The 25,814-nt window shown below is 60.4% G+C and carries 24 protein-coding genes; 10 read left to right on the top strand and 14 right to left on the bottom strand.

Annotation, left to right across the window (positions count from 1 at the left end; genetic code table 11):
* Positions 1–150 precede the first annotated feature (150 nt).
* Genes ACE3O2_RS02660 through ACE3O2_RS02645 form a run of 4 tightly spaced genes read right to left on the bottom strand, consistent with a single transcriptional unit; the run spans position 151 to position 3,868 of the window.
* On the bottom strand, positions 151–1,173 hold the full coding sequence (locus ACE3O2_RS02660) for an SIS domain-containing protein (RefSeq protein ID WP_240947064.1): 1,023 nt from the start codon (positions 1,171–1,173) through the stop codon (positions 151–153).
* Positions 1,154–2,257, bottom strand: a complete 1,104-nt coding sequence (nagA, locus tag ACE3O2_RS02655; protein ID WP_374334717.1) for an N-acetylglucosamine-6-phosphate deacetylase — start codon at positions 2,255–2,257, stop codon at positions 1,154–1,156. Before nagA ends, ACE3O2_RS02660 begins: the two co-directional genes overlap by 20 nt.
* Before the next feature lie 7 nt (positions 2,258–2,264).
* A complete protein-coding gene (locus ACE3O2_RS02650) occupies positions 2,265–3,005 on the bottom strand; it encodes a GntR family transcriptional regulator (protein WP_168876317.1) in 741 nt (246 codons plus the stop codon).
* Positions 3,005–3,868, bottom strand: coding sequence for a BadF/BadG/BcrA/BcrD ATPase family protein (locus ACE3O2_RS02645; RefSeq protein ID WP_374334716.1), 864 nt, complete (start codon positions 3,866–3,868; stop codon positions 3,005–3,007). The genes ACE3O2_RS02650 and ACE3O2_RS02645 overlap by 1 nt, the downstream gene beginning before the upstream one ends.
* A gap of 231 nt (positions 3,869–4,099) precedes the next feature.
* Here ACE3O2_RS02645 and ACE3O2_RS02640 point away from each other — a divergent pair, with 231 nt between their 5' ends.
* Complete coding sequence (locus tag ACE3O2_RS02640; protein ID WP_374334715.1) at positions 4,100–4,549, top strand: PaaI family thioesterase; 450 nt, start codon at positions 4,100–4,102, stop codon at positions 4,547–4,549.
* 19 nt (positions 4,550–4,568) lie between these two features.
* A complete protein-coding gene (locus ACE3O2_RS02635) occupies positions 4,569–5,009 on the top strand; it encodes a PaaI family thioesterase (protein WP_374334714.1) in 441 nt (146 codons plus the stop codon).
* A gap of 9 nt (positions 5,010–5,018) precedes the next feature.
* On the opposite strand, the gene ACE3O2_RS02630 is transcribed toward ACE3O2_RS02635, so the two are convergent.
* The 5 genes from ACE3O2_RS02630 to ACE3O2_RS02610 all read right to left on the bottom strand — a co-directional run bounded on the left by ACE3O2_RS02630 (position 5,019) and on the right by ACE3O2_RS02610 (position 8,776).
* Complete coding sequence (locus ACE3O2_RS02630; RefSeq protein WP_374334713.1) at positions 5,019–6,350, bottom strand: ATP-binding protein; 1,332 nt, start codon at positions 6,348–6,350, stop codon at positions 5,019–5,021.
* On the bottom strand, positions 6,347–7,009 hold the full coding sequence (locus ACE3O2_RS02625) for a response regulator (RefSeq protein WP_374334712.1): 663 nt from the start codon (positions 7,007–7,009) through the stop codon (positions 6,347–6,349). The genes ACE3O2_RS02630 and ACE3O2_RS02625 overlap by 4 nt, the downstream gene beginning before the upstream one ends.
* A 28-nt stretch (positions 7,010–7,037) precedes the next feature.
* Positions 7,038–7,559 (bottom strand): cytochrome b/b6 domain-containing protein, encoded by a 522-nt coding sequence (locus tag ACE3O2_RS02620; RefSeq protein ID WP_374334711.1) that lies wholly within the window; start codon positions 7,557–7,559, stop codon positions 7,038–7,040.
* A gap of 43 nt (positions 7,560–7,602) precedes the next feature.
* Positions 7,603–7,869 (bottom strand): PepSY domain-containing protein, encoded by a 267-nt coding sequence (locus tag ACE3O2_RS02615; RefSeq protein WP_168876311.1) that lies wholly within the window; start codon positions 7,867–7,869, stop codon positions 7,603–7,605.
* Between the two features lie 67 nt (positions 7,870–7,936).
* Complete coding sequence (locus ACE3O2_RS02610) at positions 7,937–8,776, bottom strand: alpha/beta hydrolase (protein WP_374334710.1); 840 nt, start codon at positions 8,774–8,776, stop codon at positions 7,937–7,939.
* A gap of 232 nt (positions 8,777–9,008) precedes the next feature.
* Here ACE3O2_RS02610 and ACE3O2_RS02605 point away from each other — a divergent pair, with 232 nt between their 5' ends.
* Positions 9,009–11,003, top strand: a complete 1,995-nt coding sequence (locus ACE3O2_RS02605) for a methyl-accepting chemotaxis protein (RefSeq protein ID WP_374334709.1) — start codon at positions 9,009–9,011, stop codon at positions 11,001–11,003.
* A 20-nt stretch (positions 11,004–11,023) separates the two neighbouring features.
* On the opposite strand, the gene ACE3O2_RS02600 is transcribed toward ACE3O2_RS02605, so the two are convergent.
* A complete protein-coding gene (locus ACE3O2_RS02600) occupies positions 11,024–11,905 on the bottom strand; it encodes a LysR family transcriptional regulator (protein WP_374334708.1) in 882 nt (293 codons plus the stop codon).
* A gap of 241 nt (positions 11,906–12,146) precedes the next feature.
* Here ACE3O2_RS02600 and acs point away from each other — a divergent pair, with 241 nt between their 5' ends.
* The 7 genes from acs to ACE3O2_RS02565 all read left to right on the top strand — a co-directional run bounded on the left by acs (position 12,147) and on the right by ACE3O2_RS02565 (position 20,276).
* Positions 12,147–14,114 carry an acetate--CoA ligase gene (acs, locus tag ACE3O2_RS02595; protein ID WP_374334707.1) on the top strand — a complete coding sequence of 656 codons (1,968 nt, stop codon included), beginning with the start codon at positions 12,147–12,149 and terminating at the stop codon, positions 14,112–14,114.
* 225 nt (positions 14,115–14,339) lie between these two features.
* Complete coding sequence (locus tag ACE3O2_RS02590; protein ID WP_374334706.1) at positions 14,340–17,597, top strand: pilus assembly protein; 3,258 nt, start codon at positions 14,340–14,342, stop codon at positions 17,595–17,597.
* Positions 17,598–17,608: 11 nt separating this feature from the next.
* Positions 17,609–18,088, top strand: coding sequence for a GspH/FimT family pseudopilin (locus tag ACE3O2_RS02585; protein ID WP_374334705.1), 480 nt, complete (start codon positions 17,609–17,611; stop codon positions 18,086–18,088).
* A complete protein-coding gene (gene pilV, locus ACE3O2_RS02580; RefSeq protein WP_374334704.1) occupies positions 18,082–18,546 on the top strand; it encodes a type IV pilus modification protein PilV in 465 nt (154 codons plus the stop codon). The genes ACE3O2_RS02585 and pilV overlap by 7 nt, the downstream gene beginning before the upstream one ends.
* Positions 18,547–18,557: 11 nt before the next feature.
* A complete protein-coding gene (locus tag ACE3O2_RS02575; RefSeq protein ID WP_374334703.1) occupies positions 18,558–19,328 on the top strand; it encodes a PilW family protein in 771 nt (256 codons plus the stop codon).
* 47 nt (positions 19,329–19,375) lie between these two features.
* Positions 19,376–19,855, top strand: coding sequence for a hypothetical protein (locus tag ACE3O2_RS02570; RefSeq protein WP_374334702.1), 480 nt, complete (start codon positions 19,376–19,378; stop codon positions 19,853–19,855).
* A 22-nt stretch (positions 19,856–19,877) separates the two neighbouring features.
* A complete protein-coding gene (locus ACE3O2_RS02565) occupies positions 19,878–20,276 on the top strand; it encodes a type IV pilin protein (protein WP_374334701.1) in 399 nt (132 codons plus the stop codon).
* Between the two features lie 67 nt (positions 20,277–20,343).
* On the opposite strand, the gene ispH is transcribed toward ACE3O2_RS02565, so the two are convergent.
* The 4 genes from ispH to ACE3O2_RS02545 form a co-directional block, all read right to left on the bottom strand.
* Complete coding sequence (ispH, locus tag ACE3O2_RS02560) at positions 20,344–21,273, bottom strand: 4-hydroxy-3-methylbut-2-enyl diphosphate reductase (RefSeq protein WP_374334700.1); 930 nt, start codon at positions 21,271–21,273, stop codon at positions 20,344–20,346.
* Positions 21,270–21,767, bottom strand: coding sequence for a signal peptidase II (gene lspA, locus ACE3O2_RS02555; protein ID WP_374335515.1), 498 nt, complete (start codon positions 21,765–21,767; stop codon positions 21,270–21,272). The genes ispH and lspA overlap by 4 nt, the downstream gene beginning before the upstream one ends.
* Positions 21,760–24,573 (bottom strand): isoleucine--tRNA ligase, encoded by a 2,814-nt coding sequence (gene ileS, locus ACE3O2_RS02550; protein WP_374334699.1) that lies wholly within the window; start codon positions 24,571–24,573, stop codon positions 21,760–21,762. The genes lspA and ileS overlap by 8 nt, the downstream gene beginning before the upstream one ends.
* Positions 24,574–24,650: 77 nt before the next feature.
* Entirely contained in the window at positions 24,651–25,625 is a 975-nt protein-coding gene (locus ACE3O2_RS02545; protein ID WP_374334698.1) for a bifunctional riboflavin kinase/FAD synthetase, read from the bottom strand.
* Between the last annotated feature and the right edge of the window lie 189 nt (positions 25,626–25,814).

Below are 25,814 nucleotides of genomic sequence, written 5' to 3'. Positions count from 1 at the left end.
GGTCGTGCCGCCGCCCGGTGGTCCGGGCTGACGGAAACACAATGGCAGTTGCCTGCCTGCGATCAGTGCATTGCCGATCACTTGTATTGGGCAGCCTGTGGCCGCTCCGTATTGTTTTCTTTGCTGCAACAGGGCGAACCCCGCTCCGTTTTATTCGGTCCGGGTGACCTTGCTCAAATGTCGTGGCTGGTCCGGGTCCATGCCGCGGGCCTCGGCCAGTTGCGCCGCCATCACATAGAAAGCCTGGATGGCGACAATCGGGTCCAGCTCCGGCAGCACGGCGCCGGGCAGCGTCAGGTCGCGCTCCGGCACATCGTGCGGGGCCACCAGCAGCACCCGTGCACCCCGGCCACGCATCTCGGCGGCCAGCTTGCGCAGCCCTTCCAGTGCCGGGCCACGGGTGGCAAAAATCAGCAGCGGGTAGCCTTCATCAATCAGCGCCATCGGGCCATGCTTGATCTCGGCGCCGGAGAAAGCCTCAGCCTGGATGGCCGACGTTTCCTTGCACTTCAGCGCGGCTTCCAGCGCGATCGGGAAGCTGATGCCACGGCCGACCACCATGATGCGGCTGGCCGGGGCCAGCACATCCAGCGCGGCACTCCAGTCCTGCTTGCAGGCCAGCAGCAGCGATTCCGGCAGGGTGGCGATGGCTTTCAGGAACGGCTGATCGTTCTGCCAGTGTGCCACCAGACGGGCACCGGCGACCAGACTGGCAATAAAGCTTTTGGTGGCCGCTACGCTCAACTCCGGACCCGCGCACAGGCCAAAGGTCCATTCCGCGCTTTCTGCCAGCGGTGAGCGCACGTCGTTGACCAGCGCGACGGTATTGGCACCACCATCGCGGAAGAAACGGATCGGCTCGATCACATCCGGACTTTGCCCGGATTGCGAGATGGCGACCGCCAGTGCCTGGCGGGTATCCAGCGGCGCCTTGTGCAGGGTGACCAGCGACATTGGCAGCGAGGTCACCAGCTTGCCGATGCGAGACATCAGCAAGTAAGCCAGATAGCCCGCTGCATGGTCGGAGCTGCCGCGCGCCACCGTCACCACATTCTGGGGTGGTGCCGCGCGCAGCGCTTCACCCAGTGCCAGATAGCGTGCCTCATCCTGCTGCAACTGCAGGCTGATCATTTCAGACGTGCTGCACGCCTCTTCAAGCATCCGCGAGGTCAATCCGTTCTCCTTCCACGTACACGGCACGCAGCCGCAAATGACGGTCTACAACCAGAATGTCGGCCCAGCTGCCGGGGGCCAGACGGCCCCGGTCAGACAGGCCCAGAAAATCAGCCGGATTGCGCGACAGGCGGTCGCTGGCGTCGCTCAGGCTCAGGCCGATCAGCACCAGGTTACGCAGTGCCACGTCCATGGTCAGCGTGCTCCCGGCCAGCGTGCCATCCGGCAGGCGTACCCCACCCAGGCATTTGGTGACGGTATGGCTGCCCAGCTGGTAGTCACCATCCGGCATGCCGGCGGCGGCTGTGGAATCGGTAACGCAGAACAGCTTGGGAATAGCGCGCATGGCGGCGCGAATGGCGCCGGGATGGACATGCAGCAGGTCCGGAATCAACTCGGAGAATTCAGCGTGTGCCAGCGCAGCGCCCACGATGCCGGGCTCACGGTGGTGCAGCGGGCTCATGGCGTTGTAGAGGTGGGTGAAACCGGTGGCGCCGTGCTGCAGTGCGGCCACGCCATCTTCATAGCTGCCAAGGGTGTGGCCCAGCTGCACACGAATGCCTTGCGCCACCACCTTCTGGATCAGCTCCAGATGGCCGGAAATCTCTGGTGCGACCGTCAGTACCCGAATCGGGGCCAGTTCGTGGTAGGCCTGCAGCTCGTCCCACAAGGCGGTGCGGGCAAAGTTGGGCTGTGCACCCAGCTTGCCGGAGTTGATGAACGGTCCCTCCAGATGCACCCCCAGCACCCGGGCAGCGTGCGGGCTGCGCTGCTGCATGCTGGCACCCAGATCACGCAGTGCCGCTTCAATGTGCTCGCGCGGTGCGGTCATGGTGGTGGCCAGCAGGGAGGTGGTGCCATGCCGGGCATGCTGCCGGGTAATCACCTCAATGGCCCCTTGACCCTGCATCACGTCACGCCCGCCGCCGCCGTGGACGTGCAGGTCAATGAAGCCCGGCAACAGGTAGTCATCCCCATTGCTGTCGGGTGACTGTGGCTGTCCCTCAATGCGGGCCACGCGCTCTGCAAAATGCAGGGTGCCGTGATACCAGCCGTCCGGGGTCAGGATGTTTCCGTTCAGCACTGCTACCTCACCGCCGCAGTTCTGCGACAAAATCGTAATAATCGCTGCGGCAATAGGTATGCGTCAGCTCGATGGGAATATTGTTTTCCAGATAGCCAATCCGGGTGATCAGCAGCATGGCGGTGCCCACTTTGACCCCGGCTAGCCGGGCCTGCTCTTCGCTGGCGTTGATGGCCTTGATGTGCTGCAGGGCGCGTACAATCGGTGTGCCCGCCTGATCCAGCCAGGCATACAGTGAGTCGCCCACCTGCTTGGGGTCGGGCATGCTGCTCAGAGGCAAGGTACTGGTTTCAATCGCCATCACTACGTCGTCCGCCGTCCGCAAGCGACGCAGGCGGGCCACATTGCTGTTGGGTGACAGCCCCAGCTTCAATACCTCTTCCTGCGTGGCGTGTGCCACTTCGCGGGACAACCAGCGCGAGGCCGGTTTGAAACCCCGCTGCCGCAGCTCCTCGGAGAAACTGGAGAGCCGGGACAGCGGTTGCTCCAGCTTGGGGGTGATATAGGTGCCAGAGCCTTGCCGCCGGTCGATCAGGCCCTGTTCCAGCAGCAGGTCCATGGCTTTGCGCGCAGTGACGCGGGAGATACCCAGTGCCTCACAGAAAGTCCGCTCGGAGGGGAGCGCTTCATCCGCCTGCCAGACCCCGGCATTGATGGCCGCAGCCAGCTTCTGGCTGAACTGCAGGTAGAGCGGGGTGGCGTTGTCCTCGTCGGGGCGCAAGGCCAGCAATTTGTCCTGATAGTCCATCAGCACGCTTTCTGAATCAAAATGAGGGCACCTTGCATCGAATCGCCCTCTGCGGGACGAATGCGTTGACGCAGGGCTTCCGGTAGCCAGGGGGTCAGGGCCTGGGCCAGTCCACCGCACAAGGCCAGCGGCAGCGCCCCTTCCGGGTCCAGCGCCTGCGCCAGCAAGGCGACTTCCTGGCCCGCCTGCTGCAGCAAGGGGCGGGCGTGGACATCGTCGTCACTGTGCTGCAAGACCAGCGGCGCCAGTTGGGCATAGGCGTTCTGGTCGGCTTCTCCCAGCCAGGCCATGAAGTGATCGGCACTGCCACCGCAATGCTGGATCACAGCCGCAGCCAGCGGACCATCCGGCAGGCGGCCATCCAGTGCTTTCTGGGTGCGGGCTGCGGCATGTTTGCCCAGCCAGGCACCACTGGCTTCATCGCCACTGGTCCAGCCCCAGCCGCCGACACCGCGTCGACTGCCGTCCGCGTACAGGGCCTCACCCACGCTGCCGGTACCGATGGCCACCACGGCACCGGGGGCACCGGTATGTGCGCCCAGCAGGGTGGTAAAGGCATCGGTATCCAGCTGCAGATGGCCAAAGCCGGGGGCGCGAACCTGGAAGGCGTGCGCCCACTGCGGATTGTGTACGCCGGACAGACCGAGCCCAATACCACATTCAGCAGGGTTGAAGGTCAGATGCTGCTGGTTGAAGGCTTGTTGGCACAGGCCGGTAATGGTCTGCCAAGCGGCTTCAATGCCTTGGCCCAGCGCAGAAGGACCACCGGTCTGGGTGGTCAGGATGTGGCCTTGCGTGTCTGCCAGGCACAGACGGGTACCACTGCCGCCACCGTCCACACCAATTAGATAACGCAACGCCATACGCATTCTGTCTCCATTCGGGTTGGAGGTTGAATTGATACCAGTTAGATACATGAGGCCAATGTAATACCAATGAAAGTTGAAGTCAAGCACTGATCAGAGTCGTGCGTCGGGACGCTGCTCACTCAGCCCGGGGGATGTTGCCGGGTGGTATTGTACCCTGTCCGATTGGCTCGCTTTTGCTCGGGTGACTGTATAAAATCAAGCAAGTGCTTGAACAAGGAGGCGACATTGCCCCACACCACGTATCTGGTGGATTTGCCAGAGTTTGAAGACATCGCCATCAAACAGTTTTTCGGACGCATGCCGCATGGCTTGGCTTACCAGTATCAGTTCGTCAGCATGGCTCGCCGCTGTGCGACCTTGCGTGTGCCTTACCAGCCGCAACTGGTGGGTGACCCGGTCAGCGGGACGGTGCATGGCGGGGTGTTGACCGCTCTGCTGGACAGTACCTGTGGTATTGCGGTGTTCTGTGCCTTGTCCGAGTGGGAAATGATTGCCACGTTGGACTTGCGGGTGGATTTCCTCAAGCGGGCCACGCCCGGCCTGGCGCTGACGGCCAGTGCCGAGTGCTATCGCATGACCCGCCAGATCGCTTTCGTGCGGGGCTGCATCTATCACGATGACCCGCAACAACCCATCGCCACGGCCGTGGCGACCTTCATGCGTCAAAGCAGCTGAGGCCTACATGGAACAGGATATGGAACGCCATCCGGTGTTTGTCGCCTTGGCACAATCCCGGCAGGATCATCAATATCAGCGGGTGCTGGATAGCGTACCCTATGCGGCAGGGCTCGGCATGCAGGTGACCGAAGCGGCGGGCGAGCTGTGGTTTACCTTGCCTTATCAGGAGCGGCATGTGGGCAATATGCTGCTGCCCGCCCTGCATGGCGGCGTGATTGGCGGCTTCATGGAGTGCTGTGCGCAGCTCTACATCCTGTGGCGGCAGGAAAGCGAAGCCATCCCGCTGACGGTGGATTTTGCCATTGACTATTTGCGCTCAGGCCGCGCGCAGGACACGTATGCCGCTTGCCATCTGACCCGACAGGGTAAGCGAGTGGCCCACATCACTATCGAGGCCTGGCAGGAGGATCGCAGCAAGCCGATCGCGGTGGCACGGGCACACTGCCTGCTGACCTGACAGGCCTGTTTACGCTGCTGCAGACCGGTGCAGACGGACCTCCAGCCCGCCTTCCGGGCGGTTGTGGAAGTCCAGTTGCAGGCCATGCAACTGGGCAATCCGCATCGCAATTGATACCCCGAGCCCACTGCCGTGCTGAGCTTGTCCTGCCGGGCGGTAAAAGCGTTCACCAAGACGGGCGAGGTGTTCTGCCGTCATGCCGGGGCCGTGGTCGCTGACGGTGAGGCCATCCTTGGCCAGGGTCAGCCTGACACCGGCTTCACTTGCCGCATAGAGGCGGGCATTCTCCAGCAGGTTTCGCAGCAGCAGGCTCAGTAACATGGCGTTGCCCTGTAGCGGAAGCGGCTGGGCATCAGACCAGATGACCTGAATGGGAAAATCGTCTGCCGGGTGTGTCAGCCCCCAGTCTTCCAGCATGGTTTCCAGCAGTTCGGGCCAGTAAATGGCTTGGGCATCGGGTACCTGCGACATCGGGTCCAGCTGTGACAGCAACAGCAGTTGCTGCAACAAACGCTCGCTCCGCACCACGCCGCGCACCAGCTGTTGCAGGGCGCGCAGCTGTACCGCTGGCTCCTGCGCCAGACTGGCCACTTCAGCCTGTACCCGCAGCGCCGCCAAAGGGGTTTTCAGTTCATGGGCAGCATCCCCGATAAAGCGGCGCTCGCGGTCGAGCAGATCCTGATAGCGGTTCAATAACTGATTGAGGGCTTGCACCAACGGTTGCACCTCCTGAGGCGCGTCGTCGGGCAGGGGGGCAGTGTCTTCGGGTTGTCGTCGCTGTAATAGCAAGGTCAGGTCGCGCAGGGGGCGCAGGCCGGTGCGGATGGCCCAGATGAGGGCCAATAACAGCAGCGGCAGGGCCAGCAGCCAGGCCAGCTGCATGCTGCCAGTCAATTCACCGGCGACCTCCAGCCGGAATTCATGCTCTTGCGCAACGGTGACACGGAGGCCGCTACGCTGGTCCCGCGCAGTGTACAGTCGCCATTGCTCACCGTGCAGGGTTACATTGCGGAAGCCCTCGTGGGCGGGAAAGGGAAACGCGCCGTCCTGGCCATCGCTCAGGATCAGCTGTTGCTGTGCATTCCATAAGGCAAAGCCCAGTCCGTCGTGTTCCTTGCCATGCTGTCGCTGTGCCGACCCGGCCTGAGGGGCGGGTTGAATCTGTGATACCGGCAGGCGGGCATAGGCATCCAGCAATTGATGGGCAAATTGGATCTGCTCCGCATCAAACAGCTCATCGGCCTCGCGACGGGCTTGGGACCAGGCCGCAAGGACAGCCAATCCCCACACCAGCAGGGTGGCCAGCAAGGCAGACAGCAACAGGCGCCGCTGAATGCTCATGGGGCCTTGCCCAGCTGATAGCCCAGCCCGCGCTGGGTCACGATGATGTCGCTCCCCAGTTTGCGGCGCAGCCGGTGGACGTGTACTTCCACCGCATTGCTCTCCACATCGCTGTCCCAGCTATAGAGCTTTTCTTCCAGCTGCTCACGGGTCCACCAGCGCTGCCGGTTTTGCAGAAAGAGTTCCAGCAGGCTGAATTCACGGGCACTCAGGGTAATGGTGTGCTCACCCAGCCAGACCTGTCTGCCAACCGGGTCCATCCGTAATGCGCCATGCTGCAGGGTGGCCCGGGTGTAACCGTTGCGGCGACGGATCAAGGCATGAAGCCGGGCGGCCACTTCGGCCAGGGCGAAGGGCTTGCCCAGGTAATCGTCGGCACCGACATGCAGACCGCTGACCCGCTGTGCCAGCGTATCGCGCGCGGTCAGGATCAGTACCGGCGTGTCCAGTCCCTGCTCCCGCCAGCCTTTGAGAATGGCGATGCCGTCTTCGTCGGGCAGGTTCAGGTCCAGTACCACCGCGTCGAACGGGGCTTGTGCCAGCGCAGCCTGCCCGGTATGGCCCTCCTGAAACCAGTCCACCGAGAAGCCCAGCTGGCTGAGCCCAACATGCAGGCCGTCCCCGATCAGCGGGTCATCTTCGATCAACAGGATGCGCATGGCTCAAGCCTGACAAGAGATGCTTGCACTATAGCGGCTCTTTCCTGCCGGTGAACATGGCACGGATCAAACGAACCCGTTCCAGCCGACTCATGATGATGGCCGCCAGCGCGTGCAGCCCGACCAGACCCATCAGCAGATTGGCAAGGCCTTCGTGCAGTTCCTCCAGCCATTCTTCGCCCCAGAAACGGTCGGTACCCATCAGCCAGCCGGTCAAGCCCAGCGCCAGCACCAGCGTTAGCAGACTGAGCATCATCACCGCGCCGAAGGGGTTGTGGCCCGCGTGCGGTGTAAAGTCTCCCTTACGCCAGGCTTGCCACTGTTGCAACAGACGGGAAGGGGTCGGGAAGAAGTCGCTGAAGCGGGCATGAGCGCTGCCGATGAACCCCCACAGCAAGCGCACCAGCACAATGCCGCTTGCCAGATAACCTGCCCAGCGATGCGGAGGGTCGCCCTCTTCCAGCAGAAACAGGTTGGCGGCCACGCAGCTGACCAGACACCAGTGTGCCGTCCGGACCAGCCGGTCCCAAGTGATCGGGGACGCATTCATGATTCGATCCTCCTTCCCGGATGAAACCCGCCGTACTACCGGCTCAGCTTTCTACCTTGCTCTTGACCGGCTGGCCGCTGACGGTGTCAAAGTAAATTTCCACTTTCTTGCCGGCCTTGTCCTTGCCATAGATTTCATAGCACTGTCCGGAAACCTTGAAGGTCTTGATCTGGTAGCCCTGGCCTTCCAGTTGCTTGCGCAAGGTGTCTTGCGGCATCCATTGGGACTTGGGGTGGGTCGGGCACTTGGGGTCGGCGTGGGCAAGAGAGGTCACGGTCAGCAAGGCCAGCAGGGACAGAACGGTACGCATGGTGAAAGCTCCTTGAGGTTGAATGTGCCAGCAGCTGCTGGCATGGGGGTATTCAACCGCGTCTGGCTTACCGCACGCTTACCGTGCTTGGAAAGTGTGTCTGCAACCAGGTATGCAGCGCTTGTGCCAGCAATAGCCAGTCATGATCCAGCATCATCGCGTGTCCCAGCCCCGGCAGGACGTGGGCGCGGGTGTGCAGCAAACGGGCGCAGGCATCGACTTCTTCCACCGTAAACAGGGCGTCATCCTCCGCCGCCAAGACCAGCGCGGGCAGCTGTGGCAAGGTTGGTGTGCTGCGCCAGCCTTGCCAGCTCAGGTCGAACAACGCCCGCATGGATTCGGGCTGGAACAGCGTCGCCATCTCGGCCAGTGCAGGCGGCGGATGCCTGGGACTGAACAACGCGGCCCCCAGTTGGGGTGCATCTGCCGCTTGCAGCTGCCCCTGCACCACATGACCCAGCGCCTGCAGCAAGGGTGGGCGCTGCCAGAGCAGGCGACTGGCGGAAGGCACCACTCCTTGCGGCGGTACCGGTGCCAGTAGTGCAACACCCGGAACGCTGATCCGTTCCCGCAGGCGCAGTACGACGGTGCCTCCCAGGGAGTGGCCAATCAGGATGGGGGGCGCAGGCAGGCGTGGCAAGGTGGCTTCCACCGCGGAGACATAGTCTTCCAGGCTGTATTGATGCAGGCGTGCCTTGTCCGGGCTATCGCCATGCCCTGGCAAGCTGAGTGCCCAGCAGTCATGCCCGTGGTTCGACAGCCACGGCAGCAGGTGGGGCTGCCAGCAGGCGGCCGAGGTGTAGGCACCATGAATGAACAGCAAGGGTGGCGTTTCCGATGCATCTGTTGCGGGTTGGTGCAGGAGTTCCAGGTCGGAATCGGCTTCGTGTGGGTCGTAGGCAGGCATGAGGCAGACGAAATCAGGTTTGCAGGGTTGCCGGCCAACGCCTAAAGTTGTAAGTGAGCAGGACTGTCACCGGCTTGGGGATTGTGCGTGTAGCCGAGGTGGGTGGCAAGCATGGAGTGTGCTGAGGCAAGGTCTCGGGATGGGCTTCCCGGGGTTGCTACGACCCGTTAGAGTCGGGGCGGGCATGCCGCTGATACATTCAAAAAGACAAGAAACCGCGTGGAGAGTTTTAATGCGACACACTTCGCTTCGAACCAAGATATCCGGCACAGCCATTGGGGTTGCTGCCATTACCTTTGTGATCGCATTTTCGCTGATTTCCTGGTTGGCACGGGATCAGGCCAAAAGCTCGGCGCTGCTGGCGGCGCAGGATATGGCGCGTAGTTACGCCAATGATGTGGAAACTGGTTTCATGCAAACGTACTCCACCGTCAATGGGCTGTCGCGCTCTCTGGAAGCCATGATGAAAGGTGGCCAAACTGACCGCATGCTGGCGCAGGAGGTGGCCAAAGGCATGCTGGAGCAGAATACCCAGCTGATTGGTCTCTCCAGCTACTGGGAGCCCAATGGTTTTGATGGCAAGGATAGCGAATGGGCCAATAAGCCTGCACACGATGCTTCTGGCCGTTTCATGACCTACTGGAACCGTGGCGCGGGCCAGCTGGCGGTGGAGGTGGTCAAGGGCTACGAGAAAGAAGAGGGCAACGAGTGGTACTACGTGCCACGCAAGACCGGACAATTCTATGTCACGGAACCTTACGCCTTCTCGGTGGGGGGCAAGGACGTGCTGATGGCCTCCCTGATGGCCCCCATCCTGAAGGATGGCAAGTTCGTTGGGGTGTCCGGGGCAGACTATCCGCTGGCGACCCTGCAGGACATCCTCAGCAAGGTGAAGCCTTATGGCAGTGGTTATGCTGCACTGATCAGCGCGGGCGGGGCCTATGCCAGCCACCCGCAGGCTGCAATGATGAACAAGCCGGCCAAGGATGTGTCCGCAGATATCCTGGCACAGATCAAGCAAGGCAAGCCAGCGCAGTATATTGATGATGCGGGTATGGTGCATGTGTTCCAGCCGGTGCGGATTGGCACGTCCGACAGTTTCTGGTCGCTGAAAGTCAGCTTTCCGCTGTCTGCCGTGATGGGGGGGGCCAACCAGATCATGTGGGTGTCGGTGGTGCTGGCCTTGGCCAGTATTGCCATCCTGGCCGTGATCCTGCTGCCGCTGCTGCGCCGGATGACACAACCGATCGTATCGCTGACCCACACCATGCGTGAGCTGGCGGAAGGGCAGGGCGATCTGACCCGCCAGCTGCCGGTGACCTCCGGCGACGAAATTGGGCAGATTTCCAGTGCATTCAACGCCTTCATGCGCAAGCTGCGTGATCTGGTGAGTGAGGTGGCCAGCCAGAGCAGCCAACTGGACAGTGCGGCTGGCGGGCTGGCGGGCAGTAGCCGGGAGGTGGCGCAACGCTCGCACCAACAGTCTGATGCGTCTACCGCGACCGCTGCGGCCATGGAAGAAATCGCCGTCAGCATCGCTCATGTGGCAGAAAGTGCCGGTGAGGCCCGCTCCGCTGTGGATGAGGCGGATCGCTTGACGCAAACCGCACACCGTCAGCTTGGCGATACCGTGCATGAAATCAGCCGGATTAATGAAGGCATGCAACTGGTGGCGCAGCTGGTTGAGAAGCTGGATGGTCGTGCTCGCGACATCAGCTCGATTGCCAATGTGATCAAGGAAATTGCCGGTCAAACCAACCTGCTGGCCCTGAATGCCGCCATTGAAGCCGCGCGAGCCGGTGAACAGGGGCGGGGCTTTGCGGTGGTGGCGGATGAGGTGCGCAAGCTGGCTGAGCGCACCACGCAAGCCACCATCGAGATCAGTGAGAAGCTGACCGCCATCCAGCAGGAAACCGCACAGGCGGTGGGTGGCGTGGACCGTGCCGTCGAGCAGGTCGATCGCGGGGTGAGTCTGTCACAAGAAGCGGCTGCCTCTATTGATGGCATTCAGCAGGCGTCTCGTCGTCTGGTGGCGCAAATTGGTGAGATCGCTCACGCAGCCGAAGAGCAGAAGGCGGCTGGCAATGATATTGCGCGTAGTCTGGAGCACATCAGCAGCATGGCACAGGAAAATGATGTATCGGTGCAGGACAGCGTCGGCGCGGTGTCCAATCTGCAAGGGATGGCGGATCAGCTGCAAGGGCTGGTAGGTCGTTTCAAGGTATAAGCTACGTTGGCCACTTTCGGTCAAGCCGAAGGTGGCCAGTGTTGCCGCAGGATGTGACACAGGCGGATGTTCAGTGGACTGTGCTCCAGCTCTGCCGGATAGATGAACTGCAAAGGCGCTTCCGTAGCCTGCGCCTTTAGCAGACGCGCCTGACCCGCCTGTGCGGCTTGTTCGGCCAGCGCATGCTGGACCAGCGCCACGCCTTCTCCTGCCATCACCAGCTCCAGCGCGGCGGCCTCATGGTCCACCTCCAGCCTGGGGTGGGGTGTCAGATTGTGCTGACGGCAGCATTGCTGCAGCAGCATGTCATAGCCGCTGAATGGCCCATAGCCAATCCAGCGGTCTGCAGGCACATCACGTAATTGCCCCCAGGAGTGTTGCAACGTATCCGCAGGGGCAATCACGCTCATGGCGATGCTGGCCAAGGGCAGCACATGCAGGGAGCTGTAGGGGTTCTCACCCAAATAGAAGCCGCATTCCAGCTCTTTCTTTCTGACCTGGTTCAGGATCAGCCCAGCCGGTAGCTGCTTGACCTGGATTTCCAGCAGCGGTTGCTGCTGACGTAATAGCTGCAGCAACAGACCCAGCTGTAACTGGGCGGGGGGCAGGGGGACGCCGATGCGCAAGGTCACGGCGGTTTCGTGGCACAACTGCCGGGCCTTGCTGCGCAGCAGATGGGCGGCTTGTAGCAGCTGTTCGGCATCCGGCAGCAGTACCTTGCCTGCCGCGGTCAGCACCACGCCTGTGGAGGTACGGGCAAACAAGGGGCTGCCCCATTCCTCCTCCAGCGCCTTGATCTGGGCGGTGACGGCGGGTTGCGACAGATGCAGTGCTTCCGCCGCCTTGGTCAGATGGCCATGGCGGGCAACGGTTACAAAGGTGCGTAACTGGTATAGCTCCACGGCGGGCAGGACGCAAAAGGTGTGTAAGCGACCATCTTAGCAGGCGAAGCGGCTTTGCTGGAAGCCCGAGCCCGCCCAACCAAGCCGCAGGCGGCCATGCTGCACGCTTATCAATGTGACCCACAGTCGGTCATCATGAAATCCGATTGCAGCACATGGGCTGCATGCGCACAATGCAATAGCACCAGTTTCATGCCACTGATTCGCTTTCCTATCCTTCTGACCTGGGAGTTGCACGGTAATGAGCAGCATTGATTCTGTCCTGACTGAAACCCGCGTCTTTCCGCCATCGGACGCCTTCCGCCTGCAAGCCAATGTCTCCGGGCTGGAGGCTTACCATACCCTGTGCGAGCAGGCCAACAACGATTACGAAGGCTTCTGGGGCCAGCTCGCGCGTGAGCAGCTGAGCTGGCACAAGCTGTTCACCCAGGTGCTGGATGAGCGTAACCCGCCGTTTTATCGCTGGTTTGGCGATGGCGAGCTGAATGTGTCCTACAACTGTCTGGACCGGCATCTGCCTTTGCTGGCCAACAAGCTGGCCATCATTTTTGAATCCGATAACGGTACGGTGACCCGTGTCACCTATGCCGAGCTGTATCGCCGGGTCTGCCAGTTTGCCAATGGCCTGAAGTCGCTCGGTATCACCAAGGGCGACCGTGTGGTGATCTACATGCCGATGAGCATTGAAGCGGTGGTGGCGATGCAGGGCTGCGCCCGTATCGGTGCCATCCACTCGGTGGTGTTCGGTGGCTTCTCCAGCAAGAGCCTGCAGGAACGCATCATCGACGCCAAGGCGCGGCTGGTGGTGACGGCCAACGAAGGCGTACGGGGCGGCAAACTGGTACCGCTTAAGGCGACGGTGGACGAGGCACTGGCGGCAGGCGGCTGCGACAGCGTGGAGCGCGTGGTTGTCTACAAGCGTGCAGTGCATGAAGATGGTCCGTGGCAGATTGGCCGAGACATCTGGTGGCATGATCTGGTGAAAGGCAAGCCGGAGCACTGCGAGCCGACCTGGGTGAATGCAGAAGACCCGCTGTTCATCCTGTATACCTCCGGCTCCACCGGCAAACCGAAGGGCGTGCAACACAGCAGTGCGGGCTACCTGCTCGGTGCGATCAACACCATGCGCTGGACCTTCGACTACAAACCGGCAGACATCTTCTGGTGTACGGCGGATGTGGGCTGGATTACTGGCCACAGCTACGTGGCGTACGGCCCGCTGGCGGTCGGGGCGACCCAGCTGATCTTTGAAGGGGTGCCGACCTATCCGGATGCGGGGCGCTTCTGGCAGATGATCGAGCAACACAAGGTCACCACCTTCTACACGGCACCGACCGCCATCCGCTCACTGATCAAACTGGGTGGCGATTTGCCGGCGCAATACGACCTCAGCAGCTTGCGCCTGCTGGGTACCGTCGGCGAGCCGATCAACCCGGAAGCCTGGGTGTGGTACCACGAAAAAGTGGGTGGTGGCCGTTGCCCGATTGTGGACACCTGGTGGCAGACCGAGACCGGCAGCCACATGATCACCCCGCTGCCGGGCGCGGTGGCGACCAAGCCGGGCTCCTGCACCTTGCCACTGCCGGGCATCCAGGCGGATATTGTCGATGAAGCCGGTTTCCCGGTGGAGAACGGCAAAGGTGGCTTCCTCGTCATCAAGCGTCCGTTCCCGTCGCAGGTGCGCACCCTGTGGAACGACCCGGAGCGCTTCAAGAAAGCCTATTTCCCGGAAGAGTACAACGGCAAGTACTATCTGGCGGGCGACTCGGCGCACCGTGACGAGCAGGGCTACTTCTGGATCATGGGCCGGATTGACGATGTGCTCAATGTCTCCGGCCACCGGCTGGGCACCATGGAGATTGAGTCGGCGCTGGTTGCCAATCCGCTGGTCGCCGAGGCGGCGGTGGTGGGCAAGCCACACGAGATCAAGGGTGAATCCATTGTGGCCTTTGTGGTGCTGAAGGGCCCGCGCCCCAGTGGAGACGAAGCACGGCAGATCATTGCCAACCTGCGCGAGTGGGTAGGCAGTGAAATCGGCGCGCTGGCCAAGCCGGACGAGATCCGCTTTGGCGACAACCTGCCGAAGACCCGCTCCGGCAAGATCATGCGGCGCCTGCTGCGTGCCATTGCCAAAGGCGAGGAGATTACCCAGGACGTGTCCACACTGGAAAACCCGGCCATCTTGCAGCAATTGCAAGAAAGCGTCTGAGCGGTTCACGCGTCAGACCAGAAGCCCTGCGCGCCGAGTGTCCGCAGGGCTTTTTCATGCAGGTGTGAGCGATGAGCGGAACACTTTACCGCTCATTCTGATGAACGGTACGCTTGTCGGTAATCAGGTGTCATGAGCTCGGCTTTCGGTTAAGCTGCAGGTCATGAGAAAACCGGGATAGTCCAGACACTATCTGCCGACCCCTCCAGACCGATGAGGCCCGAGATGAAAGCCGTCCACGCCACTTTCCCTGCCCGCTTCCAGCCTACCGTGCTGTCCCGCTGTGTGACCGCCGTCCTTCTGACTGCACTGGGCACCGCCAGCCACGCCGCACTGGCACCTACGCCGTACCCCAGCCTGCCACAGTACTCGTCGACCAATGTGACGCCGAATATTCTGCTGTTTATCGATAACTCCGGGAGTATGGGCACAAAGGATATTCCACTATCCAGTGGGGGGACGGGGACTCGGATGTCGGTGGCAAAAACGGTGGCCAAAGACCTGATCAACAATAACAAGGCCCTCAACTGGGGTCTGGCTGCATTTAACCCGAACAATAACACGACGGCGGGTGTGATCCGGCAGGTTATAAAATCGCGCTCGGTGGCCGCTGATCAGACGGCGATCAACAATTCTATCGACGGTTTGAATCCAGACACCTGGACGCCGCTGGCTGAAGCCTACTATGAAATGACTCGCTACTGGCGGGGCATGAACACCTTCTACTGGACAGGAGGGACGCCGGCTACCAGCATTACCCCCATCATGCCGTATACCCGCCCGATCACCCTTCGCTGCCAGAAGAATTTCACGATTGTTCTGACTGATGGTGAGCCAACTCAGGATGCTACCTTCCCAACCGCTGTTCAGGACAGCTTGAAGACCAGCTATCCCGGTAATGAGCTGTATGACTACAGCAAGATGATGTACACCGAGGATATTCTTAATACCACGGCGACGGACGCCGATGGGGTGTCCTTTAACGATCCGAATTATTTGAAACAGAATCTGGTGACTTATACCGTCGGTTTTGGTGTCGATTTCAGTAATACCAGTTCTACTGCTTACAAGCGGCTGGAGAAGGCCGCGCTGGATGCGGGGGGCAAGGTGTATTCTGCCCAGTCGCAAGCCGAGTTGACGGCGGCTTTGTCCAATGCGGTGAATGACATTAGTCGTCAGGTCTCCAATGCACGTGGTGTGGCGGGCGGGGCTTCCAGCGCCGACCCGAATATTGGCATTGCCTACCGCCCGCTGTATAACCCGTCGCCGGATGGCCCAAGCCGCTGGACAGGGGATGTGCTGCTGCAAAGTATTTCAGACCTGAGAACAGGCCTTGCTGGGGTCAGTGCATCGGCCAAATTGAGTGCCAAGGCGGCCGGAAACACCTGGTGGAGCAGTGGACGGGTGGTGTTGAGCAGCATGGTGAATGGCAATGATGGCACGGCAGCGACCACACCGCTGGCCTTCCGTTCCTCTAACGTCCAAAGTACATCGTCTACCTTGAGCGAGCAATACTGGGGAGCCTTGGGGGCGAATGACACCATTCGTGGCAATGTCGTCGATTTTGTCCGTGGCAAAGAGGGCATTTCTGGCTTCCGCTCCCGCACCGACGGTACTACCATCAAGTTGCTGGGGGATATTATTGATAACGTCCCGGCGCAAGTGGCCAATCCGGATGGGCAGACCAATGAGACTGACTATACGGCATTCAAGACGGCACAAGCCAACCGCCGGATGGTATTTGTAGGCGCTAACGACGGCATGCTGCATGGTTTTTATGGCGGCACGGTGAACTCAGGCACGGTGACGCCGATGGATGAGGTCATGGCCTATGTCCCTTCCAAATCGTACTATAATCTGGGCGAATTAAAAGAGACTACCTACGGGCAGGTGGCCAGTGCTCACCCGCATACTTACTTTGTCAATGGTCAACTGCAGATCTCGGACGTCCGCATTTCTGCCGGCAATTGGCGCACTTACATGCTGGGCGGCATGGGGCAGGGTGGTCAGGGCATGTTTGCGCTGGACGTGACCAGCATGAGCCAGTTCTCCGAATCCAGCCCGTCTACTACCGTGAAATGGGAGTTTACCGACCGGCATGATATTTCAATGGGTTATCAGTTTGCGCGCCCACTGATTACCACTGTACGGACCAATACTACGGATAAAGCAGTACCGGCAGCCATCTTTACTTCGGGGCTGGATAACAACAGCAATGATTCCTCGCAGCAAACTGCTCGCGTAGACAGCAATAACTCGGCGGCATTGTATGTGGTCAATCTGACCACTGGAGCACTAATCCGCAAGATCACCTTGCCAAGCAGCCCTACGGATTACAGCAAAAACCTGACACTGGGTGCGCCGGCAGGGCTGGATCTGTTCAACGATGGTGTGGTTGATTTTATTTATGCGGGTGACAATAAGGGTAACTTGTGGCGTTTTAACCTGAGCAGCGACGTCAACAGCAACTGGAAAACCGATGATGTGCCGTTTTTCAAGGCGCAGAATGGGTCTAGTCAGGATCAGGTCATCATGCACCGGCCCATCATTAGCCCGGTATTTGGTGTGGATGTCAACGGTGCACCAGATACCAGTAATCCGATTGGCAATATGATCTCGTTTGGTACGGGACGTTTTGTGTACCCCGGAGACAAGACTGATAACACGGTGCAGACGCTCTACGGTGTGCTGGATGACATGTCTACCCTGAATGCTTCTACAACCATCACTCGAGCGAATCTGCAACAGCAGAGCATGTATTCACAGGTGGTCACCGTACCCGTATCAGACACGACACGTGTACCCGGTGAGTATAAAACCAGCACGGATACTGCCGTGCCGTTGACCGGATCAAGCCCCAAGAAGGGCTGGTATATCGATCTGCCGGGTACCGGAGAACGTTTGGCAGGGGCACCGTATTATGATGGTGAATTTGATGTGGCCATCTTTGGCTCCGGTTTGCCGGTGTCCAGCTCGCAATGCGCGGCGGGGGGCGATGGGTATATGTATGGTGTCGATCCAGCCAGCGGCAAACCCAAGGCGGGCTTTCTTGAGATCAAGAAGGATGGCTATGCCAACGTGGATGACAAATTAAGCTTCAGCTCTCTCACGCCTAACAGCCGCTATGTCAGCGCTACTCACTTGGGCTATTATCCGGGTGAGATTACCAAGGTGGATGCCAAGAGCCTGATCAAGAATGTAGATGGTCTGAATGGATCAGGCAGTACATTGGGTAATGCCGGCTCTTCAGTTGCGATGCGTGACAGCAATATCTCAGGGATCTTTGCAGGCTTGGGAACGGGGGCTGCAGCAAGTGGGGTCAGCCGCGGCAACTCTGTACCGTACGGCGTCCCCGGTGGTAGCGGTGGTAGCCTGGTGACAGGTTGTACAGTCGGGACATGTGTTAGTGCACCTCCACGCCCGGGCACGCCGCCGAGCAATGTTTCGGTCGAGCGTGTGACCTGGCGGGAACTGATTCAGTAAAAGGATAGGGCATGAAACGTCAGACCGGTTTCAGTCTGGTCGAACTGCTGATTGTGCTGGCGGTGGCGGCGATTATCGCTGCCATCGCTGTGCCCAGCATGATCGGCCTCATCAATGGCTCACGGGTGTCATCTACTGCCGAGGTGCTGACCAATGATCTGGTCGCAGCCCGGCTGGATGCCATCCGTTACCGTCGTCAGTACACCGTATGCGCGGCGTCCAGTCCGAACACAGCTACTGCTTGCAGCAATAATGCCAACGGCTGGGGCGGCGGTTGGATTGTGCTCAATTCAACTGGGGTGGTATCCCGCCACACGGCCAATCAGGGGTTGACCATGGTAGGAACCACGGGATCGGTGGTGTATTCCCCCGTTTTAGGGGGAACCAGCAATGCAACGACGCTTTGCTTTTCAAAGGGAACCGAGATTCGTCGCGTCATTGTCCTGACAACGGGTAGGGTGACGCGCTCGACAGGAGGTGCCGCATGCTGAGTGCACGTCATTTACGCCGTACCCCGGTATCCCGGCAGTCGGGTGTTACCATTCTGGAAGTGATGGTATCGATCCTGATTCTGGCGGTGGGTATTCTTGGCTTGGCAGGGGCGCAGACTCGTGCGCTGAACAGTGCCCGCAATGCCTATGAGCAGGGCATTGCAGCGGACGTGGTCAACAGCCTGGCTGACAGTATCCGCGCCAACCGCTCACCGATTGTCGCCCAATCCGGCGTATCGACGGGGCCGACATTGCCAAATTACACCACACCTATTGCATCCGGTACTGTGGCGTATTCGGATTATACAACGGCATTGGGTGATGCCCAGAGCCAGTTACCCGCTGCCAACATTTCGATAACCAATGCGGCTACAGGCGACAATTACCGGCGTTATACCGTGACAGTAACCTGGACCAACAGCATGGGTGCACAAACCTATGTGGCGGTGGTGGAATGAGAGGGGCGGCTATGAAGCAAGTTTTGATGCAGCGTGGCTTCTCACTGGTAGAGCTGATGGTGTCCTTGACCTTGGGGTCATTAGTTATCCTGGCACTGGGTCAGATCTACAGCTCCACCAGTGCGAGCCGTCGGGTGCAGGAAATGCAATCCCGTCTGGCAGAGGATGGCCGGTTTGTGATGGGTATCAGCAGTCGTTTGCTCTTGCAGGCAGGATATCGAAGTAGCCCCGTCTATGGGACACCGTTCCAGTCGATCAACGCATCGGTTTCTACGGCAAGTTCAGTTACATTCACTTTTGATACGGATGCGGTAAACCAGATTGGGTGCAACGGTACCGTTGAGGCCGCGAGTGGCACTAACCGCAGTGTGACTATTGCCCAAAGTTCGACGGGTCTGAATTGCACCTACAACAATGGTACGGCAGCCACTACCAACTGGGTAGTGGCAGCTGCCTCGGGTACTAGCCGTGGTGTTGAAGTGGTTGATTTCAACCTGCAGTACGGTGTGGATACAGGCAACAATACCGGTGCTGCCTCTTCGTATCAGTGTGCAACTGCGGCAGACTGCATACCAGACAGTTATACCTCGACTCCCACTGCAGGGGCTCGCATTGTTGCGGTACGTGTTTGTACCGTATTGCGCAGTGAGCAAACTGCGATGGCGGTGTCACGCCCGACAGCATTTACAAATTGTACCGGAGGCAATATTGCCGCCTCGACCTCAGACCGCAAGGTGTACCGGATCTTCCGTACTACCGTGGCCATGCGTAACCGGAGCTGAGCATGAAGAACCGTCCTATACAGTTACGTGCGTCACAGGGTTTTACCATGGCGGTGACCCTGATCATGCTGCTGGTGGTGACTTTGCTGGTTATGGGCAGCATGCGTGGTGTCGTCGTCGGTGAGCGCGCATCCGGAGATTACCGGGAGCGTAGCCAGACCATTCAGCGTGCTGAGCAGGCACTGCGACAAGGAGAAATGGCGCTGCGCCAGACAGGCTGCGCCACATCATGGAACTGTTTGACCAATGCCCAAGGGTTGAATGTGCTTACTGGACCGGTAAGCAGCCCTGTGACCGCATGGTCTGTCACCTCTGGGGTCACACCGGTGGCGGTCACCAATGCAGGGCGGTATGTGGTAGAGCCCATCGGTTCGTTCACGGCTTCGGGGCGCTTTCCCAGTACTTCGTGCTATCGTTGGGCAGTAACCGCCAAGGCATACAGTTCTCTCAATGCGTCAGCCGGCACGCTGGACGCCAATGAAGGGGCCGTGGTACAAAGCCAAGTCATTGTGTGCCCCGTCACCTAACAGGCAACAGGAGTTGATCCCTATGCAAAAAGTACGTCAGTCCGGATTTACCCTGGTGGAGCTGATGATTGTAGTGGCCATTATCGGCATCCTGGCTGCGGTGGCGTATCCTGCTTATACACGGCACGTTGTGAAGAGTCGCCGGACAGATGCACAGCGGCTGTTGCTGGACTATGCGGCCAATATGGAACGATTCTATTCCGTGAATGGAACCTACAAGAATGGCGCTAACTGCGGAGTATCTGCGCCATCGGCTTCTTATTACACGGTTGCATGCGCCGCTGATGCTACAAGCCCGGCAAGTTACACTGTGACGGCCACGCCGGTTGCGACTTTGTCCCAGAGCAGCGATGGTACGCTCACGTTAAACAATACTGGTACTAAAGGTGGCTCGGTGAACAGTGGTAATTGGGCTAACTGATAGCCATGTCACCAATAAAAAACGCGGGCAAAAGCCCGCGTTTTTTATTGCGAATAGCCATTTGGACCTACAAACCCTTCGGTAGGTTGAACACTACATTCTCTTCCACCGTGCGCAAGGTCTCGACCTGATTCGCCCCCAGCGCCTGCAAGCGGGTAACCACGCCTTCGACCAGCACTTCCGGTGCCGATGCGCCAGCCGTCACGCCAATGCGAGCCTTGCCCGCTAGCCACTCGGCTTGCAACTCCGTGGCGTTGTCGACCATATAAGCGGGTACGCCGAGTTGCACCGCCACTTCACGCAGCCGGTTGGAGTTGGAGCTGGTGCGGGAGCCGATCACGATGATCAGGTCACTCTGGCTGGCCAATTGTTTGACGGCATCCTGCCGGTTCTGCGTGGCATAGCAGATGTCGTCCTTCTTGGGGCCAACGATGCCAGGGAAGCGTGCGGTCAGGGCTTGTACCATGATGCGGGCGTCGTCTACCGAGAGGGTGGTCTGGGTGACATAAGCCAGCTTGTCGGGGGTGCCCACCTGCAGCTGTGCCACATCCGCCTGAGTTTCCACCAGATACATGCCGCCTTGGCTTTGGCCCATGGTACCTTCCACTTCAGGGTGGCCGGCGTGGCCGATCATCACAATCTCAAAGCCTTGCTCACGCAGGCGGCGGACTTCCAGATGCACCTTGGTGACCAGCGGGCAGGTGGCATCAAAAATGGTCAACCCGCGTGCCTCAGCATCGCGGCGCACCTGCTGCGACACCCCGTGCGCGCTGTAAATCAGCGTGCTGCCGGGCGGCACATCATCCAGCTCCTCAATAAAAATGGCACCCTTGGCCCGCAAGCCATCCACCACAAAGCGGTTGTGTACCACCTCATGCTTGACATAGATGGGTGCGCCGAACTTTTCCAGCGCCCGCTCCACAATGCTGATGGCGCGATCCACCCCGGCACAGAAGCCTCGCGGGTTGGCCAGGATGATCTGTCGGGCTTCACTCATGAAGACGCCCCTTGTGCCTTGGCGGGCTTGTGCAGAAAACTGTCCAGGATCAGCAGCCCTGCGCCGCCGACAATGGCGCAGTCAGCAATATTGAACGCTGGCCAGAAGTGCGGGCCCCAATGGAACTCCAGAAAGTCCACCACCTGCCCCCGGGTCACCCGGTCGTAGGCGTTGCCCAGCGCACCACCCATGATCCAGGCCAAGGCCAGACTGTAGCGGAAGCGGTCGGCATGCAGCCACAGCTGCCACAGGATCAGGCCTGCCGCCGCCAGTGCCAGTACGCTGAAAAAGATCACTTGCCAGCCGCCGGCATCGTCCAGCAAACCAAAGGCCGCACCCGGGTTATGCATCAGGTGCAGATTGAAGAACGAGGTATAAGTCACCCGCTCATAATCGACAAAGTGGGCCAAGATGGCACTTTTGCTCCAGCGGTCCAGCACGATGACCAGCAGGGACAATGCCAGCCAGGCCACAAAGCGGCGTGGTTTAGGCATGCTCACGGGTTTCTCCCTGACCGTACAGATTGCTGAAGCAACGCCCGCACAGGTGTGGATGGGCGGCCTGCTGGCCGACATCCTTGCGGTAATGCCAGCACCGCTCGCACTTGTGCTCGCGGGTGGCGTGCGCCTCAATGCGCAGCTCACCCTCGGCCTGCACGACTTGCGCGCTGGAGGTGATCAGCACAAAGCGCAGGTCGTCGCCCAGTGCCGCCAGAGCGGCGTAGGTGTCACCACTGGCATGCAAGGTCACCTCGGCCTGCAAGGATGCGCCGATCTTGCCATCCATGCGCAGCTGCTCCAGCTCCTTGCTGACCTGACTGCGAACCTGGCGCACCCGTTCCCAGCGCTGCAGCAGGACATCCGCATCGGCAACCGCCGGGAAGGTGTGGTGCAGGTGTTCGAACACGCTGTCGCGGTAGCCTAGCGATTGCCACACTTCTTCGCTGGTGAAGCTGGTGATCGGTGCCAGCAGCTTGGTGAGGCTATGTGCCAGATGCCACAGTACGGTCTGCGCAGAGCGGCGTGCCAGCGACGTCGGCGCGCTGGTGTACAGCCGGTCTTTCAGGATGTCCAGATAGAAGCCGCCGAGGTCCTCCGAGCACCATACCGAGATGGATGATACAGCATGATGGAACACATAGCGGTCATAATCCGGCAGGATCTGCTGATTCTGGAAGCGCTCGGCCAGCGCCAGCGCATAGCGGTCGATCTCCAGCATCTGCGCCACTGGCACGCTGTGCTGGCTGGCGTCAAAGTCCGTCAGGTTGGCCAGCAGGAAACGCAGGGTGTTGCGCAGGCGGCGGTAGGTTTCCGTCACCCGCTTCAGGATCTCGTTCGACAGCGACATCTCGCCCGAATAGTCGGTAGAGGCAATCCACAGCCGCAGCACGTCGGCACCCAGCGTATCAAACACTTCCTGCGGCAGGATACCGTTGCCCAGTGATTTGGACATCTTGCGGCCTTGCCCGTCCACCAGAAAGCCGTGGGTCAACAGCTGGCGATAAGGGGCGTGGCCATCGGTGGCGCAGCCGGTCAGCATCGACGACATGAACCAGCCACGATGCTGGTCGGAGCCTTCCAGATAGAGATCCGCCGGGTGGCGTTCGCTGCGTTGCAGCTCCGGGCGAGTGCGCAACACGGCCGCATGGGTCGAGCCGGAGTCAAACCACACATCCAGTGTGTCTGGCAGACGGCTGTAGTGCTCGGCATCGCTGCCCAGCAGCTCCACCGGGTCCAGCGCCCACCAGGCCTCGATGCCTTGTTGTTCCACCCGCTGTGCGACTTGTTCCAGCAGCTCCGGGGTGCGTGGGTGCAGCTCGCCGGTCTGCTTGTGGGCAAACATGGCCATTGGCACGCCCCAGAAGCGCTGGCGGGATACACACCAGTCCGGGCGATTCTTCTGCATCGCCTCCAGTCGGGCACGGCCCCAGCCGGGGAAGAACTCGGTTTCGTCCACGGCGGCCAGCGCCTTGTCGCGCAAGGTCTTGCCATCGGCTACCGGCTTGTCCATGGCAATGAACCACTGGTTGGTGGCGCGGAAGATGATCGGTGTCTTGTGCCGCCAGCAATGCGGGTAGCTATGGCGCAGCTTGGCGTGGCACAGCAGCGCCTGCTTCTCGCTCAGCACATCCACGATCAGCGGGTTGGCCTCCATTACGCTGCGGCCCTCCACCAGCCAGGTGCCGTCCAGGAAGCGGCCATCGCCGCCCACCGGGTTGTCGATCGGCAACTGGTAGCGCAGACCCACCACGTAGTCCTCCTGACCATGCGCGGGTGCAGTGTGTACCAGACCGGTACCGGCGTCGGTGGTAACGTGATCCCCCAGGATCAGCGGTACGGTACGATCGAGGAAGGGGTGCTGCAGGCGGATGAGCTCCAGCGCCTGCCCCTTGGCTTGCCCCACCACTTCCACCGATTCAAAGCCGTAACGCTTGATGGCGGCTTCAGCCAGTTCTCGTACCAGGATCAGCAGGCCAGCCGGGGTGGCAATCAGGTCATAGGTCAGTTCCGGGTGCACACTCACCGCCTGGTTGGCGGGCAGGGTCCACGGCGTGGTGGTCCAGATCACGGCATAGGCTGCTTCGTCACCCAGCGATGTACCAAAGGCCGCGGCCAGTTTGGCACGGTCCTCGTCCACCACGCGGAACGCCACGTCGATGGCCGGTGAGGTGCGGTCTTCATATTCCACCTCGGCGTCTGCCAGTGACGAACCGCAGTCCACACACCAGTGCACCGGCTTCTTGCCTGCGACCAGATAGCCGTTTTGATAGATCTTGCCCAGCGTGCGGATGATGGCCGCCTCGGTGGCAAAATTCATGGTCTTGTAGGGGTTGCCCCAATCGCCTAGGATGCCCAGTCGCACGAAATCCCGTTTTTGCAGCTCGATCTGCGATTCGGCATAGCTGCGGCACAGCGCGCGGAAAGCCGCCTTGTCCGCCAGCTTGCCGTGCTCTTTTTCTACCTTGTGCTCGATCGGCAGGCCGTGGCAATCCCAGCCCGGCACGTAGGGGGCATCAAAGCCAGCCAGGGTCTTGGACTTGACGATCATGTCCTTCAACACCTTGTTGACGGCATGACCCATATGGATTTCACCATTGGCGTACGGCGGGCCATCGTGCAGGATGAACTTGGGGCGACCCGCTGCGACCTTGCGGATGCGCTGATAGGTCTGCCGCTCCAGCCACTGCTGCAGCATGCCCGGCTCCCGCTTGGCCAGATCGCCCCGCATTGGAAAGGGGGTGTCCAGCAGGTTCAGGGTGGGCTTGTAGTCCGGCTTGTCGCCAGGTGGGGTGGTGCTCATGGTCTATCCTGTTGGCTGACGGGGCAGGCGCGGGGCCTGTAAACCCTTAACTTTAATCGAAAAATGCAATCCGGTGGTCAAATCAGTGGCTGGGCCAGTGCGAGGGCTTCTGGCTGCAGCAGTGCGGGGTGTTGTGCGAAGTAGGCTTGGGCCTCGATCACATCCTGCCCGATGCGTTCCACCAGCGTGGGCAGATCGGGGAAGCGGGCTTCGTCGCGCAGCTTGTGATGAAAGCGAACACCGAGGTGTTGGCCATAGATCTGCCGGTCAAAGTTGAACAGATACACTTCCAGCGTGACCAGCCCGTCATTCGTCACCGTAGGGCGTACCCCCAGGCTGGCCGCACCCGGCCATGGGCGGTCGCCCAGTCCATCCACACTGACGGCAAAGATGCCGGAGAGGGGCGGGCGATTGTGTTTGATTTGCACGTTGGCGGTTGGGTAGCCAATGGTACGGCCCAGCTTGTTGCCATGCATTACCCGCCCGCTGATGCGGTACGGCCTGCCCAGCAGGGCAGTGGCGCTGGCCAACTCACCTTGAGCCAGCGCTGCGCGCACGGCGGTACTGGAGGCGCGCAGGCCCGCGTGCTCGATGGTGGTCATAGCCTCCAGCGCCAGCCCCAGCTGCGCGGCATGCTGTTGCAGGGTCTGAAAATCACCACTGCGGCGCTGGCCGAAGCGGAAATCATCGCCGATCAACAGATAGCGGCACTGCAGCTGATCACGCAGCGTGTCATACATGAACTGCTCAGCGGTCTGGCTTGCCAGCGTGTGATTGAAAGGCAGCACCACGGTCTGTGCCACACCACAGGCTGCCAGCAGCTCCAGCTTTTCACGCAGGCTGGTCAGGCGGACGGGCGCAGCTTGCGGGGTGAAAAACTCGCGGGGGTGCGGCTCAAACGTCACCACGGTGGATGGCAGACCGCGTGCCCCGGCCTGTTGCATCAGGCGGGCAAGCAGCGCCTGATGCCCCTGGTGTACACCATCAAAATTGCCGATGGTGATGGCCGCTGGGTCAGGCAGGCGGGTGGTCAGGCCTCTGAAAACGCGCATAAGCAGTTCAAAAAACAGTCATTTTAACGGGCGGCAGGCAGCCGGTCCAGCAGGCATGCAGTCTGGCAACGCATGAGTGGGCTTAGGATTCAATGCAGGCTTGCTGTATAGTTGGCTTCAGCAGATGTGGTACCCCACTTGTGGCGTAAGCAGAGGGGTTTCGATGTATCCCCGCCACAATCCTGATAA

This window comes from Leeia sp. (assembly GCF_041909055.1).
GTDB classification, from domain to species: Bacteria; Pseudomonadota; Gammaproteobacteria; order Burkholderiales; family Leeiaceae; genus Leeia; species Leeia aquatica.
The sequence above is the reverse complement of the archived record's forward strand: the minus strand, read 5'-3'. Positions and strand labels throughout refer to the sequence as shown.

Excerpts from the sequence above, each read along its gene's own strand:
- ACE3O2_RS02605 (WP_374334709.1), top strand. The coding sequence starts at position 9,009 with ATGCGACACACTTCGCTTCGAACCAAGATATCCGGCACAGCCATTGGG.
- ACE3O2_RS02615 (WP_168876311.1), bottom strand. The coding sequence starts at position 7,869 with ATGCGTACCGTTCTGTCCCTGCTGGCCTTGCTGACCGTGACCTCTCTT.
- ACE3O2_RS02565 (WP_374334701.1), top strand. The coding sequence starts at position 19,878 with ATGCAAAAAGTACGTCAGTCCGGATTTACCCTGGTGGAGCTGATGATT.
- ACE3O2_RS02545 (WP_374334698.1), bottom strand. The coding sequence starts at position 25,625 with ATGCGCGTTTTCAGAGGCCTGACCACCCGCCTGCCTGACCCAGCGGCC.
- ACE3O2_RS02590 (WP_374334706.1), top strand. The coding sequence starts at position 14,340 with ATGAAAGCCGTCCACGCCACTTTCCCTGCCCGCTTCCAGCCTACCGTG.
- ACE3O2_RS02610 (WP_374334710.1), bottom strand. The coding sequence starts at position 8,776 with ATGCCTGCCTACGACCCACACGAAGCCGATTCCGACCTGGAACTCCTG.
- ACE3O2_RS02650 (WP_168876317.1), bottom strand. The coding sequence starts at position 3,005 with ATGGACTATCAGGACAAATTGCTGGCCTTGCGCCCCGACGAGGACAAC.
- acs (WP_374334707.1), top strand. The coding sequence starts at position 12,147 with ATGAGCAGCATTGATTCTGTCCTGACTGAAACCCGCGTCTTTCCGCCA.
- ACE3O2_RS02625 (WP_374334712.1), bottom strand. The coding sequence starts at position 7,009 with ATGCGCATCCTGTTGATCGAAGATGACCCGCTGATCGGGGACGGCCTG.
- ACE3O2_RS02645 (WP_374334716.1), bottom strand. The coding sequence starts at position 3,868 with ATGGCGTTGCGTTATCTAATTGGTGTGGACGGTGGCGGCAGTGGTACC.
- ACE3O2_RS02630 (WP_374334713.1), bottom strand. The coding sequence starts at position 6,350 with ATGAGCATTCAGCGGCGCCTGTTGCTGTCTGCCTTGCTGGCCACCCTG.
- ACE3O2_RS02585 (WP_374334705.1), top strand. The coding sequence starts at position 17,609 with ATGAAACGTCAGACCGGTTTCAGTCTGGTCGAACTGCTGATTGTGCTG.
- lspA (WP_374335515.1), bottom strand. The coding sequence starts at position 21,767 with ATGCCTAAACCACGCCGCTTTGTGGCCTGGCTGGCATTGTCCCTGCTG.
- ileS (WP_374334699.1), bottom strand. The coding sequence starts at position 24,573 with ATGAGCACCACCCCACCTGGCGACAAGCCGGACTACAAGCCCACCCTG.
- pilV (WP_374334704.1), top strand. The coding sequence starts at position 18,082 with ATGCTGAGTGCACGTCATTTACGCCGTACCCCGGTATCCCGGCAGTCG.
- ispH (WP_374334700.1), bottom strand. The coding sequence starts at position 21,273 with ATGAGTGAAGCCCGACAGATCATCCTGGCCAACCCGCGAGGCTTCTGT.
- ACE3O2_RS02620 (WP_374334711.1), bottom strand. The coding sequence starts at position 7,559 with ATGAATGCGTCCCCGATCACTTGGGACCGGCTGGTCCGGACGGCACAC.
- ACE3O2_RS02575 (WP_374334703.1), top strand. The coding sequence starts at position 18,558 with ATGAAGCAAGTTTTGATGCAGCGTGGCTTCTCACTGGTAGAGCTGATG.
- ACE3O2_RS02635 (WP_374334714.1), top strand. The coding sequence starts at position 4,569 with ATGGAACGCCATCCGGTGTTTGTCGCCTTGGCACAATCCCGGCAGGAT.
- ACE3O2_RS02570 (WP_374334702.1), top strand. The coding sequence starts at position 19,376 with ATGGCGGTGACCCTGATCATGCTGCTGGTGGTGACTTTGCTGGTTATG.